Below are 14,204 nucleotides of genomic sequence, written 5' to 3'. Positions count from 1 at the left end.
GGGAGAATTAGGGGGTATTTGGGTAAAATTAGTGGATATTTGAAACGAAAACAGCCGAAAACCTGTGTTTGGGTTTCAGCTGTCGGGGGAAGGGCTTTTTTGCAAAGGTCTCTCTGCGTGTTAAGTCAAGACGCGAATTTTAAAATAAGATGAGACAACACTCCCTTTGAATCTGAACGCAGCATCATCGTTGCGAATACCAAGCCGCCGTGTAATACGAATGATGTAGAGGGTCGTCTGAAAACGGAAAAGGGGCCTCAAGGCTGTTTTCAGACGACCTTTACTTGATGGATGGGGGGTTTACGGCTTCCTTTATCCGTTTCGGAATAAGCAATATAAAAAAGTATTCTTTGTGTTTGCCGCAATTTCACTTAGAATGCGGCTCTTGCACACTTTTTCTTCAGGAGAGGATTATGTTGAAAAAATTCGTACTCGGCGGCATGACCGCATTGGTTTTGGCGGCCTGCGGAGGAGAGGGCGGCAGCGCGTCTTCTTCTGCTCCCGCCCAAACTGCCGGCGCTTCCGGTTCTTTAATCGAGCGTATCAACAATAAAGGTACGATTACCGTCGGTACCGAAGGCACTTACGCGCCGTTTACCTACCACGACAAAGACGGCAAGCTGACCGGCTACGATGTGGAAGTCACCCGAGCCGTTGCGGAAAAATTGGGCGTAAAAGTTGAATTTAAAGAAACGCAATGGGATTCGATGATGGCGGGTTTGAAGGCGGGACGTTTCGACGTGGTGGCAAACCAAGTCGGTCTGACCAGCCCCGAACGCCAAGCGACATTCGACAAATCCGAACCTTACAGCTGGAGCGGTGCGGTTTTGGTGGCGCGTAACGACAGCAACATCAAATCCATTGACGACATCAAAGGCGTCAAAACTGCGCAGTCCCTGACCAGCAATTACGGCGAAAAAGCCAAAGCCGCGGGTGCGGAGCTTGTGGCAGTGGACGGTTTGGCGCAATCGCTGACCCTGATTGAACAAAAACGCGCCGATGCGACATTGAACGATGAATTGGCGGTTTTAGACTATCTGAAGAAAAACCCGAATGCCGGCGTGAAAATCGTTTGGTCTGCGCCTGCCGATGAAAAAGTCGGTTCCGGCTTGATTGTCAATAAAGGCAATGACGAAGTCGTGGCGAAATTCAGCACGGCAATCAACGAGCTGAAAGCCGACGGCACGCTGAAAAAACTGGGCGAACAATTCTTCGGAAAAGACATCAGTGTTAAATAATTTTCTTGCTTCGCTGCCGTTTATGACGGAAACACGCGCCGACATGATTGTCAGCGCGTTTTTGCCTATGGTCAAAGCCGGTTTTATGGTCTCGCTGCCGCTGGCGGTGGCGTCGTTTCTTATCGGGATGGTGATTGCCATCGCCGTGGCTTTGGTGCGGATTATGCCTGCGGGCGGCATCGTGCGGAAAATCCTGCTGAAACTGGTGGAAACTTATATTTCCATCATCAGGGGTACGCCGCTGTTGGTGCAGCTTGTGATTGTGTTTTACGGGCTGCCGTCCGTCGGTATTTTCATTGATCCGATTCCCGCCGCCATCATCGGCTTCTCGCTCAATGTCGGCGCATATGCTTCCGAGACTATCCGTGCGGCGATTTTGTCCGTACCGAAAGGGCAGTGGGAAGCGGGTTTCTCCATCGGCATGACCTATATGCAGACTTTCCGCCGCATCGTCGCGCCGCAGGCATTTCGTGTTGCCGTGCCGCCTTTGAGCAACGAGTTTATCGGCTTGTTCAAAAACACCTCGCTCGCGGCGGTCGTAACGGTAACGGAACTGTTCCGCGTCGCGCAGGAAACGGCAAACCGTACCTACGACTTTCTGCCCGTCTATATCGAAGCCGCTTTGGTTTACTGGTGTTTCTGCAAGGTGCTGTTCCTGATTCAGGCGCGCTTGGAAAAACGCTTCGACCGCTATGTCGCCAAATAAGGGAAAGCCATGATTAAAATCCGCAGTATCCGCAAAACCTTCGGCGAAAACACCATTTTGCGTGGCATCGATTTGGATGTAGGCAAAGGGCAGGTGGTCGTCATCCTCGGACCTTCCGGCTCGGGGAAAACGACGTTTCTGCGCTGTTTAAACGCGCTGGAAATGCCTGAAGACGGACAAATCGAGTTCGACAACGAACGACCGCTGAAAATCGATTTTTCTAAAAAAACGACAAAGCACGACATTTTGGCATTGCGCCGAAAATCCGGCATGGTGTTCCAACAATACAATCTTTTTCCGCATAAAACCGCGTTGGAAAACGTGATGGAAGGTCCGGTTGCCGTACAAGGAAAACCTGCAGCCCAAGCGCGCGAAGAAGCTTTGAAATTGCTGGAAAAAGTTGGATTGGGCGACAAGGTTAACCTTTATCCCTACCAGCTTTCTGGCGGTCAGCAACAACGCGTCGGCATCGCCCGCGCATTGGCGATTCAGCCCGAGCTGATGTTGTTTGACGAACCTACTTCCGCGCTGGATCCCGAATTGGTGCAAGACGTACTGAACGCCATGAAAGAATTGGCGCAGGAAGGCTGGACGATGGTCGTCGTGACCCACGAAATCAAGTTCGCGCTTGAAGTCGCCACTACCGTCGTCGTCATGGACGGCGGCGTCATCGTAGAGCAAGGCAGTCCGAAAGAATTGTTCGAGCACCCCAAACACGAGCGGACGCAGAAATTTCTGCGGCAAATCCGTAAGGATTCGGCGGATTATCGACATTAAGCCGTTTCGCTCCATCAAAAGGTCGTCTGAAAACAAGCATAGCGGGTTTCGCTAAAACATCAGCCGTTTTCAGACGACCTTTTTCCATCATGGATTCACGTTGAAACGCTACGGCACCAACGAACGGCGACATAATGCTGTTTTCGCTATAAAATACCGCCTTTCCCATTTTTCCGCCCGTCCCTTACCATCATGATTGAAATCAAGAACCTCACCCTACAACGCGGTTTGAAAGTCCTGCTCGACAAAGCCAACGCCACCGTCAATCCCGGTCAGCGCGTCGGTTTGATCGGTAAAAACGGGACGGGCAAATCCAGCCTGTTTGCCTTAATCAAGGGTGAAATCACTCAGGATGGCGGCGATATCTCGATTCCGAAAAATTGGCGGATTGCTTCCGTTTCCCAAGAAACGCCGGATTTGGACATCTCCGCGTTGGACTACGTTTTGCAGGGCGATGCCGAGTTGCAGGCTTTTCAGACGACCTTGGCGCAGGCGGAAGCGCAAAATGACGGCATGAAACAGGCGGAATATCATGCCAAATTGGAAGAAATCGACGCTTATACCGCACCGGCCCGTGCGGCGAAATTGTTAAACGGACTGGGTTTTTCGCAAGAAGAACACAGCCGTCCCGTCAAATCTTTTTCCGGCGGCTGGCGTATGCGCCTGAACCTTGCGCAAGCCTTGATTTGCCGCGCCGATTTGCTCTTACTTGACGAACCGACCAACCACTTGGATTTGGAAACTGTCTTGTGGCTGGAAAACCACCTTGCTTCTTTACCCTGCACGCAAATCATCATTTCCCACGACCGCGATTTTCTCAACGCGGCAACTACACAAACCATCGAATTGTCGCAGCAAAAACTCACGCAATACGGTGGCAATTACGATTTTTACCAAACCGAACGTGCGCAGCGTCTCGCGCAGCAACAAGCCGCCTATGTCAAACAGCAGGCGCAAATCAAACATCTGCAATCCTTTATCGACCGCTTCAAAGCCAAAGCCACCAAAGCCGTTCAAGCGCAAAGTCGCATGAAGGCGTTGGCGAAGCTCGAGCGCATCGCTCCCGCGCATCTGGACAGCGAGTTTTCCTTCGAGTTTTACAATCCCGACCATCTGCCCAATCCTTTACTGAAGCTGGAACACGCTGATTTGGGTTACGAAGGCAAAACCGTCCTGCACGACATTACCCTGTCGCTGGAAAGTGGCGCACGTTATGGGCTATTGGGTGTCAACGGCAGCGGTAAATCTACATTTATCAAAGCCTTGGCAGGAAAAATTGATTTGCTTTCCGGCAGCATCGTCCGTTCCGAAAAACTCAATATCGGCTATTTTGCCCAGCACCAGCTCGACACCATCCGCGCCGACCAAAGCCCTGTTTGGCACATTCAGCAGCTTTCTCCCGAAGTGCGCGAGCAAGAAATCCGAAATTTCCTCGGAGGCTTCAACTTTGTCGGCGACATGGCGTTGCAGAAAACCGAACCTTTTTCCGGCGGAGAAAAAGCCCGTCTCGCCCTTGCCATGATTATCTGGCAAAAGCCAAATCTGCTGCTGCTTGACGAACCGACCAACCATTTGGACTTGGATATGCGCCACGCCCTGACACTTGCGTTGCAAAGTTTCCAAGGTGCCTTAATCGTCGTGTCGCACGACCGCAGCCTGCTCGAAGCGACTACCGACAGCTTCCTCCTTATTGACAAAGGTCGTCTGAAAAACTTTGACGGCGACTTAAATGACTACCGTCAATGGCGGTTGGCGCAGGAAAACGCCACAGCCGCCCCTGCTGCTTCCGCACAAAGCCAAAACCGCAAAGACACCAAGCGTATCGAAGCACAAATCCGTCAAGAAAAAGCCCGACGCGGCAAGCCGATACAACAGAAAATCGACAAAGCCGAAAAAGAAATGGTGCAGCTTTCTGAAATTCAAACGGCATGTGAAACATTTTTGGCACAAGAGGAAGCCTATTCGGACGAAAATAAAACAAAATTACAACAAACCCTCACACAATTAACAGAAATTAAAGTAAAATTAACACAAATAGAAGAAAACTGGCTTTTGTGGCAAGAAGAGCTGGAGCAAATCCTGACGGAAATCGACGCAGAATTTACACAACCATAAATACTTCGCAGCGAGGGTTTCCGTACTTGCCTTCAGAAGCCGCCAAAAAATACAGTTCGGCATGGTCATTTCAGATCGTCGAACTGTATAAAAACAAAAATAGGTCGTCTGAAAACTCAATCTACGGAAAACACATGCGTTCACGAATTAAGCAAGGAGCACTTATCGTCGCATCCTCCCTCATTTTGGGCTTATCCCTCCACACCGCAGCAGCCGTCTTCAGTTGCCATTCCGGTAACAGCAAAACCTACACATCCGAACCATCGGGAAACTGCACAGGTGCGGACCTGCCCAAAATCAGCAGCCACCAAGGCGGTGCATACCGTTTGAAAATCAACAAATTAAGCAGCGATAGCGAAGAAAAGGCAGCCAAGCCCAAGAAAGCGCGTTCAAAAGAAAAATCGCGGGAAAAAGCGCAAGAGCAAGAGACAAAGAGCAAAAACGCCAAATCACGCGCTAAAAAATCGGATAAATCCGCAAAAACGTCGTCTGAAAACGAGTGAAGCAATTTTCGCTAAAACGAATAAGACGGTTTGCACAGTTTGAAATTTAAAAGCCAGCTGTCCTATTTGAGAGAATATGCTGGGATTGTTATACTATTACAGTTGAATGCAATATCTATCGAACAATTACTTATTTCACATTACGACCTTACCATGAAACAATCACTTCACGCATTGGCAGCTTCATTGCTGATGTTTGCCGCCGCATCAGGCGCACAAGCTTCCTCTAAAATCTATACCTGCACAGTCAACGGCGAGGTTGTCTATACTTCACGCCCATCTGGAAACTGCCATTCGGCAGATTTACCGACCATCGGCAAATACAGCAGCACGCGCTACGATGCTCCCGCTTTAGAAATGCCCGAGTCTGCTGCCGAAGCTCCGTCAAAACGAGCCGGTAACGCAAAACCTGCCCCTAAAAATACCGCTAAGGCGAATCCTGCACCTGCGCCCATCCGTCCTGCTCCTGAAGTTGCAGCAACTCCTGCGCCCAAATCCTCCGGCAGCACTAGCCGCCGTTCGATTTTGGAAACGGAATTGAGCAACGAACGTAAAGCGTTGAGTGAAGCGCAAAAATCTCTGGCTCAAGCCCGCGTAGCCAAAGGCGGTCATGTCAACCAACAGGAAATCAACAGCCTGCAAAGCGCGGTACTCGATCGCCAGCAAAACATCCAAGCCCTGCAAAGGGAATTGAGCCGAATGTAGGTCGTTCCTGCCTTTTTATCTGCCTTTCTCGGTTTTACATTACGTTAAATATTTCTAAAATATAAAGTTTTACAATAGACCTTTAAAACTTTTAGAAATAGGTACGTATATGGCATCCTATTTATCCGCTTTTGTACTGGCTGCACCTATGGTGCTTGCCGCTCCGTATGTTGCCGCTGCACATCCTGCACAAGAGCAGATGCAGCAAAATATCGATACTGTTTTGAAAATTGCGCGCAATACTTCCTTGAGCGAGCCGCAGCGTGTCAAACAAATACAGCAGTATGCCGACCGTTATTTGGATTATGAACGCATTTCCGCTTTGGCCGTCGGTGCGCCTTGGCGCAATTTCTCGGCACAGCAGAAAACAGATTTTATTCAAGCATTCAAAGAGATGGTGGTTTCGATGTATTCCCATTCCGCTTTGGTGGGCGCTGCCGATGCGAAGGTTAAATTGCTGCCTAAAATGACTGAAAACGGCAATAAGTTTGATGTGTTTTCGGAGATTCAAACAAAAAGCGGTAAGAAATACGAAGTGGCGTATCAGCTTTATCGGGTAGGCTCTGCTTATAAAATCTACAATTTCCGTTTGGATGGCACAAGCTTAGTAACGGTGTACCGCAATCAATTCAATGAGTTGATCAAACAAAAAGGTATCGACGGTACAATTGCCACCATTAAAGCCAAGGGTTTGAAAAAGCAATAATTTTGACTGGCAATTTCCTGTTTTCTCATGAGAGGCATCGGGATGGATTCCTTGTTTGAGAATGGAGTATTAAAAATCAATAGGTTGAAAATGAATGGTTTTGTATTTATTTGAAGCTTATAGATTTGACAAACAAAAAGGTCGTCTGAAAACTTTTAAAGTTCAGACGACCTTTTGTTTATTCTGAATCATGGTTGTAGTGGAGTTGGTTTACTTCCTGCTACTTTGTTACTGCAAATTGACTCAAGGGAAATGATTTTTAAAAATAGTAAAGCACAGAACGGATGGATTCTGTGCTACCTCTATGGTTCATAACGTTTAATTACAACGCCACATCCTGATCTATTTGCGCCACGCTTATCAAGCCATCAAGTGTTTGCTCATTTGCGGAACATTGTTGTCTTCAAATTTAATCAAGCTGGCTTTTGCGTGATAACCCAATACTTTGGCAACCAGTCCGCTCATGGTTTTTCTCAGCATACGGTTGTAGCGTTCTGCTGAGCGATTGTAGGCGCGTCGCGCAGATACAACATCAGTTTCGGCGGCGTCCAGCATTTCAAGCTGACTTTTAAGACCTTGATCGGGACGTTGTTTCAGGCTTTTTTCTAAAACTTCTTGCAGGGCGCGGAGTGAGTTGTTCAAGCTTGCTTCCGCGTTGCACAAGCGAGAAAGAGATTCCGGTGAAAATGATTTGGATGCTTGGGTCAATACGGCTTCAGCATCGCCACATGAGGACAATAAATTGCTGTCGACATTGTCATCCTCTCGTCCCAGATAAATTTTTGAAGCATCCAAAACATGTCTGACTGCCTGATGGCGGCACGCTAGGGCGATACGAAGTGCAACAAAAGATTCTTGATAATCTTTTTTGCAACGGTCTAATTTTTGTTTGAAGTTGAGCAGTAAAACGGTCAGTATTACGGCGATGAAGATAAGACTGATGATTCCCATAGTGTGCATCCTTATTGTTTGTTGCAGTAATGTGTTGTTTGATATATGCGGATTTTGCTGTTTGTGAGTAGATACAGTTAGCCGCTGTTTTTAATTTAGTTGCGTGTAATTATACCCTAAATAAATTATTTTGCCCATTAGTCATAAAAGATTATTGGGGAAGGCAATAGGGAGGATAGGCTATGGCGGTTCCGTCCGATAGGAAAATGAAATATCAAGTTGGTAAAAAGGTCGTCTGAAAATTTTCAGACGACCTTTTGATTACGCTAGTTCAAACTTATTTCGCCAATTCGGCACGCAGTTTGTGGGTAACGTTCATCATTACTTGGAGTTGTTCCAGAGTTTCTTTCCAACCGCGTGTTTTCAGACCGCAGTCGGGGTTCACCCACAAGCGTTCAACCGGTACGACTTCGATGGCTTTGCGCAACAGGTGTTCCACTTCGGCTTCTGTCGGTACGCGTGGGCTGTGGATGTCGTAAACGCCCGGGCCGATGTCGTTCGGGTATTTGAATTCGCCGAACGCGGTCAACAGTTCCATGTCGGAACGTGAAGTCTCGATGGTGATGACGTCGGCGTCCATAGCTGCGATGGCAGGCAGGATGTCGTTGAACTCGGAGTAGCACATATGGGTGTGGATTTGTGTGCTGTCTTCGCAACCGGTAGAGGACAGGCGGAAGGATTCGCCCGCCCAGTTCAGGTAGGCATCCCAATCGGCACGTTTCAAAGGCAGACCTTCACGGATGGCAGGTTCGTCGATTTGGATGACTTTGATGCCTGCTTTTTCCAGATCCAATACTTCGTCGTTCAGAGCCAGTGCGATTTGTTTGCACACGGTAGAACGTGGGATGTCATTGCGGACGAAAGACCATTGCAGGATGGTTACGGGGCCGGTCAACATGCCTTTCATCGGGCGTTTGGTCAGGCTTTGTGCGTAAGTAGACCAAGCCACGGTCATGGCTTCAGGACGGCTTACGTCACCGAAGATGATCGGTGGTTTCACGCAGCGTGAACCGTAGCTTTGTACCCAGCCGTATTGGGTGAACGCGAAACCGCTCAACAGTTCGCCGAAGTATTCGACCATGTCGTTACGCTCGGCTTCGCCGTGTACCAGTACGTCCAAGTCCAGTTTTTCTTGCTCTTCAACCACCAAGGCGATTTCTTTTTTCATCGCGGCTTCGTAATCGGCGGCAGACAGTTCGCCTTTTTTGAAGGCTGCACGTGCTTGGCGGATTTCGGTAGTTTGTGGGAAAGAACCGATGTTGGTCGTCGGCAGCAGAGGCAGGTTCAACCATGCTTGTTGTGCTTTGATACGGTCGGCAAATGGAGATTTGCGTTGGTCTGCGTTGGCAGGCAGGTCGGCCAGGCGTTTGGCAACGTCTGCACGGTGGATTTCGCTGCTGTTGGCACGGGAGTCGGCGGCAGCTTGGCTGGCAGCCAGTTCTTCGGCAACAGAATCACGGCCTTCGTTCAATGCGGCTTTCAGAACGCGCAATTCTTGGGTTTTTTGCAGGGTAAATGCCAACCAAGAGTACAGGTCGGGTTTGTTGGCTTTCAGTTTTTCTTCAACTGACAAGTCAAATGGAGTGTGCAGCAGAGAGCAAGAGCTGGAAATCCACAAACGGTCGCCCAGTTTGGCTTTCAGAGGCTCGACAGTTTCCAACACTTTGTTCAGGTTGGCGCGCCAGATGTTGCGACCGTCGATAACGCCGGCAGACAGGACTTTGTCGTAGTCAGCGAAAGCGTCCAGTTGCTCGGGAGCGCGTACCAAGTCGATGTGCAGGCCGTCAACAGGCAGTGCTTTCAGCAATGCGGCGTGTTCGGCAACGGAACCGAAGTAAGTGCTCAACAGGATTTTGGCGTTTACTTTGCTCAAAGTGGCGTAAACGTCTTTGTAGGCTTCTACCCATTCTTTAGGCAGGTCAACAGCCAATGCAGGCTCGTCGATTTGAATCCATTCAGCACCGGCTTCAACCAAAGCATTCAGGATTTCAACGTAAACGGGCAGCAGTTTTTGCAACAGGATCAGGCGGTCGAATTCGACTGCGCCTTTTTCTTTACCTACCCACAGGAAGGTCAGCGGGCCGACGATGGTCGGTTTGGCTTTCAAACCGAGGGCTTGGGCTTCTTTCAGTTGTTGAACGTAGTGTTTGGCGTTCGCTTTGAATTCGGTATCGGCGTGGAATTCAGGCACCAGATAGTGATAGTTGGTGTCGAACCATTTGGTCATTTCGATAGCGAATTGGTCTTTGTTACCACGAGCCAGTTGGAAGAATTGTTCCAAAGACAGGTTTTGGCTGTCGAAGCCGAAACGGGCAGGGATTGCGCCGGTAGCGACTTGCAGGTCGAGGATGTGGTCGTAGAAGGTGAAATCGCCTACGGCAACGAAATCGGCGTTGGCAGCGGCTTGGTGTTTCCAGTTTTTCTCGCGCAGGTCTTTGGCGACGTCGAGCAGCTCTTGTTCGCTGATTTCCTTGCGCCAGTATTTTTCTTGGGCGAATTTCAATTCACGGAAGGCGCCGACACGCGGGAAGCCTGAGAAATGTAATGTTGTCATGTTGAACTCTCCAGTTGGATTTTGTAAGGACCGGTTCAATCCGAATCGGTCGGTATTGTAAATCAGAATAGGGCGGATGGGGCGGCGTTTTGTTTTTCAGACGACCTTTGGGGTCGTCTGAAACCGTTTTATACGGCTTTAGGGACGCACGCCTAAAATATGGCAGATGGCGTAAGTCAGCTCGCTGCGGTTGAGCGTGTAGAAGTGGAAATCTTTCACGCCTTCGCGGGACAGGACTTTGACCATGTCGATGGCGATACTTGCCGCAACCAGATTGCGCGTAGCTTGGTCGTTGTCCAAGCCTTCATACATTTGCGACAGCCATTTCGGGATTTTGACGTTGGTCACTTGCGCCATTTTGCCGAGCTGCTTGAAGTTGGTAACAGGCAGGATGCCGGGTACGATTTCGACATCGATGCCCAACATCACGCAGCGGTCGCGGAAGCGCAGGTAGCGTTCTACGTCGAAGAAGAATTGGGTGATGACGTGGTTTGCACCCGCATCGATTTTGCGCTTCAGATTGATCAGGTCGGCTTGTGCGGATTTCGCTTCGGGATGCACTTCCGGATATGCAGCTACGGAGATGTCGAAGTCGGCGACGGAGCGCAGGAGTTTGACCAAGTCTTCGGCGTAAAACGGTTTTTTCTCATAACCGGGTGGCTCATCGCCGCGCAGAGCGACAATACGGCGGATGCCGCTGTCCCAATAGTCTTTGGCGATTTGGCGCAATTCGTCGGGAGAAGCGTCGATGCCGGTCAGGTGCGGCGCGGCTTCCAAGCCGGTTTCTTGTTTGATGCGCTTGACGATGCTATGCGTACGGTCGCGTTCGCCGGAGTTTGCGCCGTAAGTTACGGATACGAACTTGGGATGCAGGGTTTGCAGGCGATGGATAGAGTCCCACAGCATGGTTTCCATTTGTTCGTTTTTCGGTGGGAAAAATTCGAACGAAACGTTGATGTCGCCTTTCAAATCGGAAAGGCTGTTATTTAACGCATTGATTTCTTTTGCGTAATTCATTGGCTGTGTACCTCGGTTGTCTTTTTTAAACGTTTTCAGGTTGGTATGATAAATTTGCCTTGTGTATGAGTCAAATTCAAAATTTTCAGAAAGTTTATGAATTATTTTAATGTAGGTACCGTTGACCCTGTTCCTATTTATATGAGGACAGGCTGAGAAGAAAATACCTATTCAGAGATGTGGGGATGTTTTGAAATTATTTGAAATTAAATGAATTTCAATGGTTGGTATTTCACTTGAACAGCGGCATCGACGGAATATTTCGCATTTGAATTTGCACGAAGCCCGTTAAAACGTCGTCTGAAAATTTTTCAGACGACGTCTTTGTCTTTAGCTTGCAAACGATACAGTTTCACTCAGCCTCTTCAATCCATGCCTGTTGTACGGCTTCGAGGATGCGTTCACCGCAGCGTGCGGGATCGTCGTCGAAATCAGGCAACGCCATAATCAGGTCGCGCAACTGGGTGAAGCGAACGGTTTTTGGGTCGATGTTGTCTCCGTGCAGGTCGTAGAGTTCTTCGGCGATGCGTTGGGTGTCTGTCCATTTCATGATGTCGTTCCTTTTGGAGTGTCCGAATTTTCGATTCGGGTTTCAGTTGTAGGGGTATTTTAATGCTTCTATAAACCGAGCGGCAGGCTTTTGTTCAACCGTTTTACGCAATGGTAAGGCATGCAGGGCAACGGGCGGTTTGGGTAAGCGCTTGTCTGCAATGCCAAATGCTTCCGAAATCGCACATGGTATTTTCCCATGTAATATTTTCATTTCAGACGCTTAAAACATTTTGCTGACTTTCACTTAGAAAAATTTACATTTTGTCATGCAACCAAATCATATGGAATGGTTCTTAAAGTAATCCATTACAGTATGAATAAGAGGAAAATTGATGAATAACACACTCAATGCCAAATTATCCAAACTTATTTACGCGCTCGCTTCCGACGACCCCAATTATCTTGCCAAAGCGGGCGTGTTCGACCGCCTGCTGCTGCTCATCCGCGAGCTTTATCAGATGCTGGACGATAGTGAGGGACTGAATCGGCTCTCGCTGCGCCTCCGTTATGGCAAGCGTTACGGCATGATTGCTTTAGATGCCGCCGCGCCTGGCGAAGATGCGGGCGCTTTGCGTTTGAAACGCTGGATGGTGTATTCGCGTATTGCGGAACGCATCGTCGGCTGCGGCAACGATTTATCTGTCGCGCTTGACGACATGGTGGTGGAAAACGAAGAAGCGAAACAGCGTTATACAGATGCCGCAAACGAAATCATCAAACGCTTCGGCTTGGCGGGCTATGTACCCGAGCCGCCGAAATCCATGGCAACAGCGCAAAACGAGCCTGCGCCGAAATCCGAACCTAAGAGCATCATAACCCGCCGCGGCAGCAGCCTCAGTATGCTCAACGCCAAAGGCAGAGTGGAAAGCTATCCCGTCGCCCAAACCACCGCTTCGATGAAAGTATCCCGCTTAAGGTTTATCGTTCCCCGTTCCAAATAATGATTTGATGGCGATTTGACGGAAGGTCGTCTGAAAACGGTCGGTAAGGCAGTTTTCAGACGACCTTTTGTTTGCTTAAAACTTGGCAGAGGTCGTCTGAAAATTACTTGATCCGTTTCAGACGACCTCTTTGCATCAATGCTCTTCGCGCGCGTGGTTGATGGTGTATTTGGGTATTTCGACCACCAAGTCTTCGTCAGCGACGACCGCCTGACAGCTCAGGCGCGAGTCGGCTTCCAAGCCCCATGCCTGGTCGAGCAGGTCTTCTTCCAATTCGGTCGGCTCTTCCAAGCTGTCGAAGCCTTTGCGGATGATGACGTGGCAAGTGGTGCAGGCGCAGGATTTTTCGCAGGCGTGATCGACTTCGATGTCGTGGTCGAGCAGCACGTCAAGGACGGTTTTGCCTTCGGGTGCATCTTCAATGACTGCGCCTTCGGGACATAATACGGCGTGTGGGAGTACGGTGATTTTGGGCATTTTTATTGTCTCTTGTAATGAGTGGTTTGATAATGGTGGGGCTTAACAATATTCTGTGTTCTATGTCCATTCGAATGTAAATAATGCAATCCGGCTGACGGGTTCGTAGAGCAGAATTACGTCATCTGCTCCGTTGGAGTATCCATATCCTGAGCATGAGGCAATATGGTAGAAAGGATTACCCTGGTGTTCTATGAATACGTTCCAATCCTTGTCTTCTTTTAGAGTGAAGGCGGGAGGAATGGGACTAGTATCTACCCAATTTCCACCTTTAATCACTCCGCCTAATCTATCAAGATATAGACCAAAATAGGTATTATCGTAAGGCTCGTCGCCGTACCGCCCCTCTCGTTTTTCAAAATCTGATTTGTTCTTTTGATAGATTTGAACAGATTCATCGAAATACTTCAGTGCTTCTTGATAAAATTCTTCTTTACACGTTTCCAGAATGTCTTTGTTTTCAAAAGCATTGGGATCGAAATCGGCGCAAAGTATTTGTTTTAAGTTCTCTCTGTATTGAGGACTGCGGGTGAAATAGCCTTCTTCTCCCAAAAATTCATATTTGTTATCGTCTGTCAAACGGAAAGCCAGCCAGTTTTCACCAATAAATTCATTGTGGTAAGCGGGTGTGCAGCCACTTATATTGTATCCATAAGGTTCGATTGGGTTGATAAGATGGACGATAGTGCCACTCCATTCTGTTTTAAATTCTCCTAAATCTATACTCATCATGGGCAAAAAATGATTTTTTAGCCATGACTGTTTTTCACAGAATACAGTTTCTGGTTCTGCAAAAGCAATGAGATTTTCATTGAGTTCGTTAACTTTTTCCTTGAACGGGAGATTTGTAAGTTTGTTCATGGTTTGCTCATATTTAGGCTGTTTATTATTTCAGACGACTTTTTGTAATGAAGGGGTCGTCTGAAACCGTTTATATAGTGGATTAACTTTAAACCAGTACG

At 48.5% G+C, this 14,204-nt stretch carries 14 protein-coding genes; 8 read left to right on the top strand and 6 right to left on the bottom strand.

What is annotated here, in order from left to right; all coding sequences use genetic code 11:
- Positions 1 to 413: 413 nt before the first annotated feature.
- From HMPREF2572_RS01565 to HMPREF2572_RS01535, 7 genes are all read left to right on the top strand, one after another.
- Positions 414 to 1,238 (top strand): amino acid ABC transporter substrate-binding protein, encoded by an 825-nt coding sequence (locus HMPREF2572_RS01565; protein WP_070495795.1) that lies wholly within the window; start codon positions 414 to 416, stop codon positions 1,236 to 1,238.
- The gene (locus HMPREF2572_RS01560) at positions 1,228 to 1,944 is read left to right on the top strand and encodes an amino acid ABC transporter permease (protein WP_039855727.1); all 717 of its coding nucleotides are present in this window, start codon (positions 1,228 to 1,230) and stop codon (positions 1,942 to 1,944) included. Before HMPREF2572_RS01565 ends, HMPREF2572_RS01560 begins: the two co-directional genes overlap by 11 nt.
- 9 nt (positions 1,945 to 1,953) lie before the next feature.
- Positions 1,954 to 2,721, top strand: a complete 768-nt coding sequence (locus HMPREF2572_RS01555; RefSeq protein ID WP_070495793.1) for an amino acid ABC transporter ATP-binding protein — start codon at positions 1,954 to 1,956, stop codon at positions 2,719 to 2,721.
- Between the two features lie 192 nt (positions 2,722 to 2,913).
- A complete protein-coding gene (locus HMPREF2572_RS01550) occupies positions 2,914 to 4,836 on the top strand; it encodes an ATP-binding cassette domain-containing protein (RefSeq protein ID WP_070495791.1) in 1,923 nt (640 codons plus the stop codon).
- Positions 4,837 to 4,970: 134 nt separating this feature from the next.
- Positions 4,971 to 5,339, top strand: a complete 369-nt coding sequence (locus HMPREF2572_RS01545) for a nucleolar protein (protein WP_070495789.1) — start codon at positions 4,971 to 4,973, stop codon at positions 5,337 to 5,339.
- 153 nt (positions 5,340 to 5,492) lie between these two features.
- Complete coding sequence (locus tag HMPREF2572_RS01540; RefSeq protein WP_070495787.1) at positions 5,493 to 6,044, top strand: hypothetical protein; 552 nt, start codon at positions 5,493 to 5,495, stop codon at positions 6,042 to 6,044.
- A 109-nt stretch (positions 6,045 to 6,153) separates the two neighbouring features.
- Positions 6,154 to 6,750 (top strand): MlaC/ttg2D family ABC transporter substrate-binding protein, encoded by a 597-nt coding sequence (locus HMPREF2572_RS01535; RefSeq protein ID WP_070495784.1) that lies wholly within the window; start codon positions 6,154 to 6,156, stop codon positions 6,748 to 6,750.
- Positions 6,751 to 7,110: 360 nt separating this feature from the next.
- On the opposite strand, the gene HMPREF2572_RS01530 is transcribed toward HMPREF2572_RS01535, so the two are convergent.
- From HMPREF2572_RS01530 to iscX, 4 genes are all read right to left on the bottom strand, one after another.
- Positions 7,111 to 7,710, bottom strand: coding sequence for a LemA family protein (locus HMPREF2572_RS01530; protein ID WP_070495782.1), 600 nt, complete (start codon positions 7,708 to 7,710; stop codon positions 7,111 to 7,113).
- Positions 7,711 to 7,978: 268 nt separating this feature from the next.
- On the bottom strand, positions 7,979 to 10,255 hold the full coding sequence (metE, locus tag HMPREF2572_RS01525; protein ID WP_070495779.1) for a 5-methyltetrahydropteroyltriglutamate--homocysteine S-methyltransferase: 2,277 nt from the start codon (positions 10,253 to 10,255) through the stop codon (positions 7,979 to 7,981).
- 138 nt (positions 10,256 to 10,393) lie between these two features.
- On the bottom strand, positions 10,394 to 11,272 hold the full coding sequence (gene metF / locus HMPREF2572_RS01520) for a methylenetetrahydrofolate reductase (RefSeq protein WP_070495777.1): 879 nt from the start codon (positions 11,270 to 11,272) through the stop codon (positions 10,394 to 10,396).
- A 352-nt stretch (positions 11,273 to 11,624) separates the two neighbouring features.
- Positions 11,625 to 11,822, bottom strand: coding sequence for a Fe-S cluster assembly protein IscX (iscX, locus tag HMPREF2572_RS01515; protein WP_070441975.1), 198 nt, complete (start codon positions 11,820 to 11,822; stop codon positions 11,625 to 11,627).
- A gap of 334 nt (positions 11,823 to 12,156) precedes the next feature.
- Between iscX and HMPREF2572_RS01510 the strand changes: the two genes are divergently transcribed.
- Positions 12,157 to 12,765, top strand: a complete 609-nt coding sequence (locus tag HMPREF2572_RS01510) for a hypothetical protein (protein WP_070495775.1) — start codon at positions 12,157 to 12,159, stop codon at positions 12,763 to 12,765.
- 135 nt (positions 12,766 to 12,900) lie between these two features.
- On the opposite strand, the gene fdx is transcribed toward HMPREF2572_RS01510, so the two are convergent.
- Both fdx and HMPREF2572_RS01500 read right to left on the bottom strand, forming a co-directional pair.
- Positions 12,901 to 13,242 (bottom strand): ISC system 2Fe-2S type ferredoxin, encoded by a 342-nt coding sequence (gene fdx, locus HMPREF2572_RS01505; RefSeq protein WP_039406342.1) that lies wholly within the window; start codon positions 13,240 to 13,242, stop codon positions 12,901 to 12,903.
- A gap of 60 nt (positions 13,243 to 13,302) precedes the next feature.
- Positions 13,303 to 14,103: a hypothetical protein gene (locus HMPREF2572_RS01500; protein ID WP_070495773.1), complete on the bottom strand. Its 801-nt coding sequence runs from the start codon at positions 14,101 to 14,103 to the stop codon at positions 13,303 to 13,305.
- Between the last annotated feature and the right edge of the window lie 101 nt (positions 14,104 to 14,204).

The organism is Neisseria sp. HMSC064E01 (assembly GCF_001808875.1).
Lineage (GTDB): Bacteria > Pseudomonadota > Gammaproteobacteria > Burkholderiales > Neisseriaceae > Neisseria > Neisseria sicca_A.
This window is presented reverse-complemented; position numbering and strand designations above follow the sequence as displayed.

Coding starts and splice junctions, on each gene's coding strand:
- HMPREF2572_RS01500 (WP_070495773.1), bottom strand. CDS start 14,103: ATGAACAAACTTACAAATCTCCCGTTCAAGGAAAAAGTTAACGAACTC.
- HMPREF2572_RS01535 (WP_070495784.1), top strand. CDS start 6,154: ATGGCATCCTATTTATCCGCTTTTGTACTGGCTGCACCTATGGTGCTT.
- HMPREF2572_RS01555 (WP_070495793.1), top strand. CDS start 1,954: ATGATTAAAATCCGCAGTATCCGCAAAACCTTCGGCGAAAACACCATT.
- HMPREF2572_RS01530 (WP_070495782.1), bottom strand. CDS start 7,710: ATGCACACTATGGGAATCATCAGTCTTATCTTCATCGCCGTAATACTG.
- metF (WP_070495777.1), bottom strand. CDS start 11,272: ATGAATTACGCAAAAGAAATCAATGCGTTAAATAACAGCCTTTCCGAT.
- HMPREF2572_RS01565 (WP_070495795.1), top strand. CDS start 414: ATGTTGAAAAAATTCGTACTCGGCGGCATGACCGCATTGGTTTTGGCG.
- HMPREF2572_RS01510 (WP_070495775.1), top strand. CDS start 12,157: ATGAATAACACACTCAATGCCAAATTATCCAAACTTATTTACGCGCTC.
- HMPREF2572_RS01550 (WP_070495791.1), top strand. CDS start 2,914: ATGATTGAAATCAAGAACCTCACCCTACAACGCGGTTTGAAAGTCCTG.
- metE (WP_070495779.1), bottom strand. CDS start 10,255: ATGACAACATTACATTTCTCAGGCTTCCCGCGTGTCGGCGCCTTCCGT.
- iscX (WP_070441975.1), bottom strand. CDS start 11,822: ATGAAATGGACAGACACCCAACGCATCGCCGAAGAACTCTACGACCTG.
- HMPREF2572_RS01540 (WP_070495787.1), top strand. CDS start 5,493: ATGAAACAATCACTTCACGCATTGGCAGCTTCATTGCTGATGTTTGCC.
- HMPREF2572_RS01545 (WP_070495789.1), top strand. CDS start 4,971: ATGCGTTCACGAATTAAGCAAGGAGCACTTATCGTCGCATCCTCCCTC.
- fdx (WP_039406342.1), bottom strand. CDS start 13,242: ATGCCCAAAATCACCGTACTCCCACACGCCGTATTATGTCCCGAAGGC.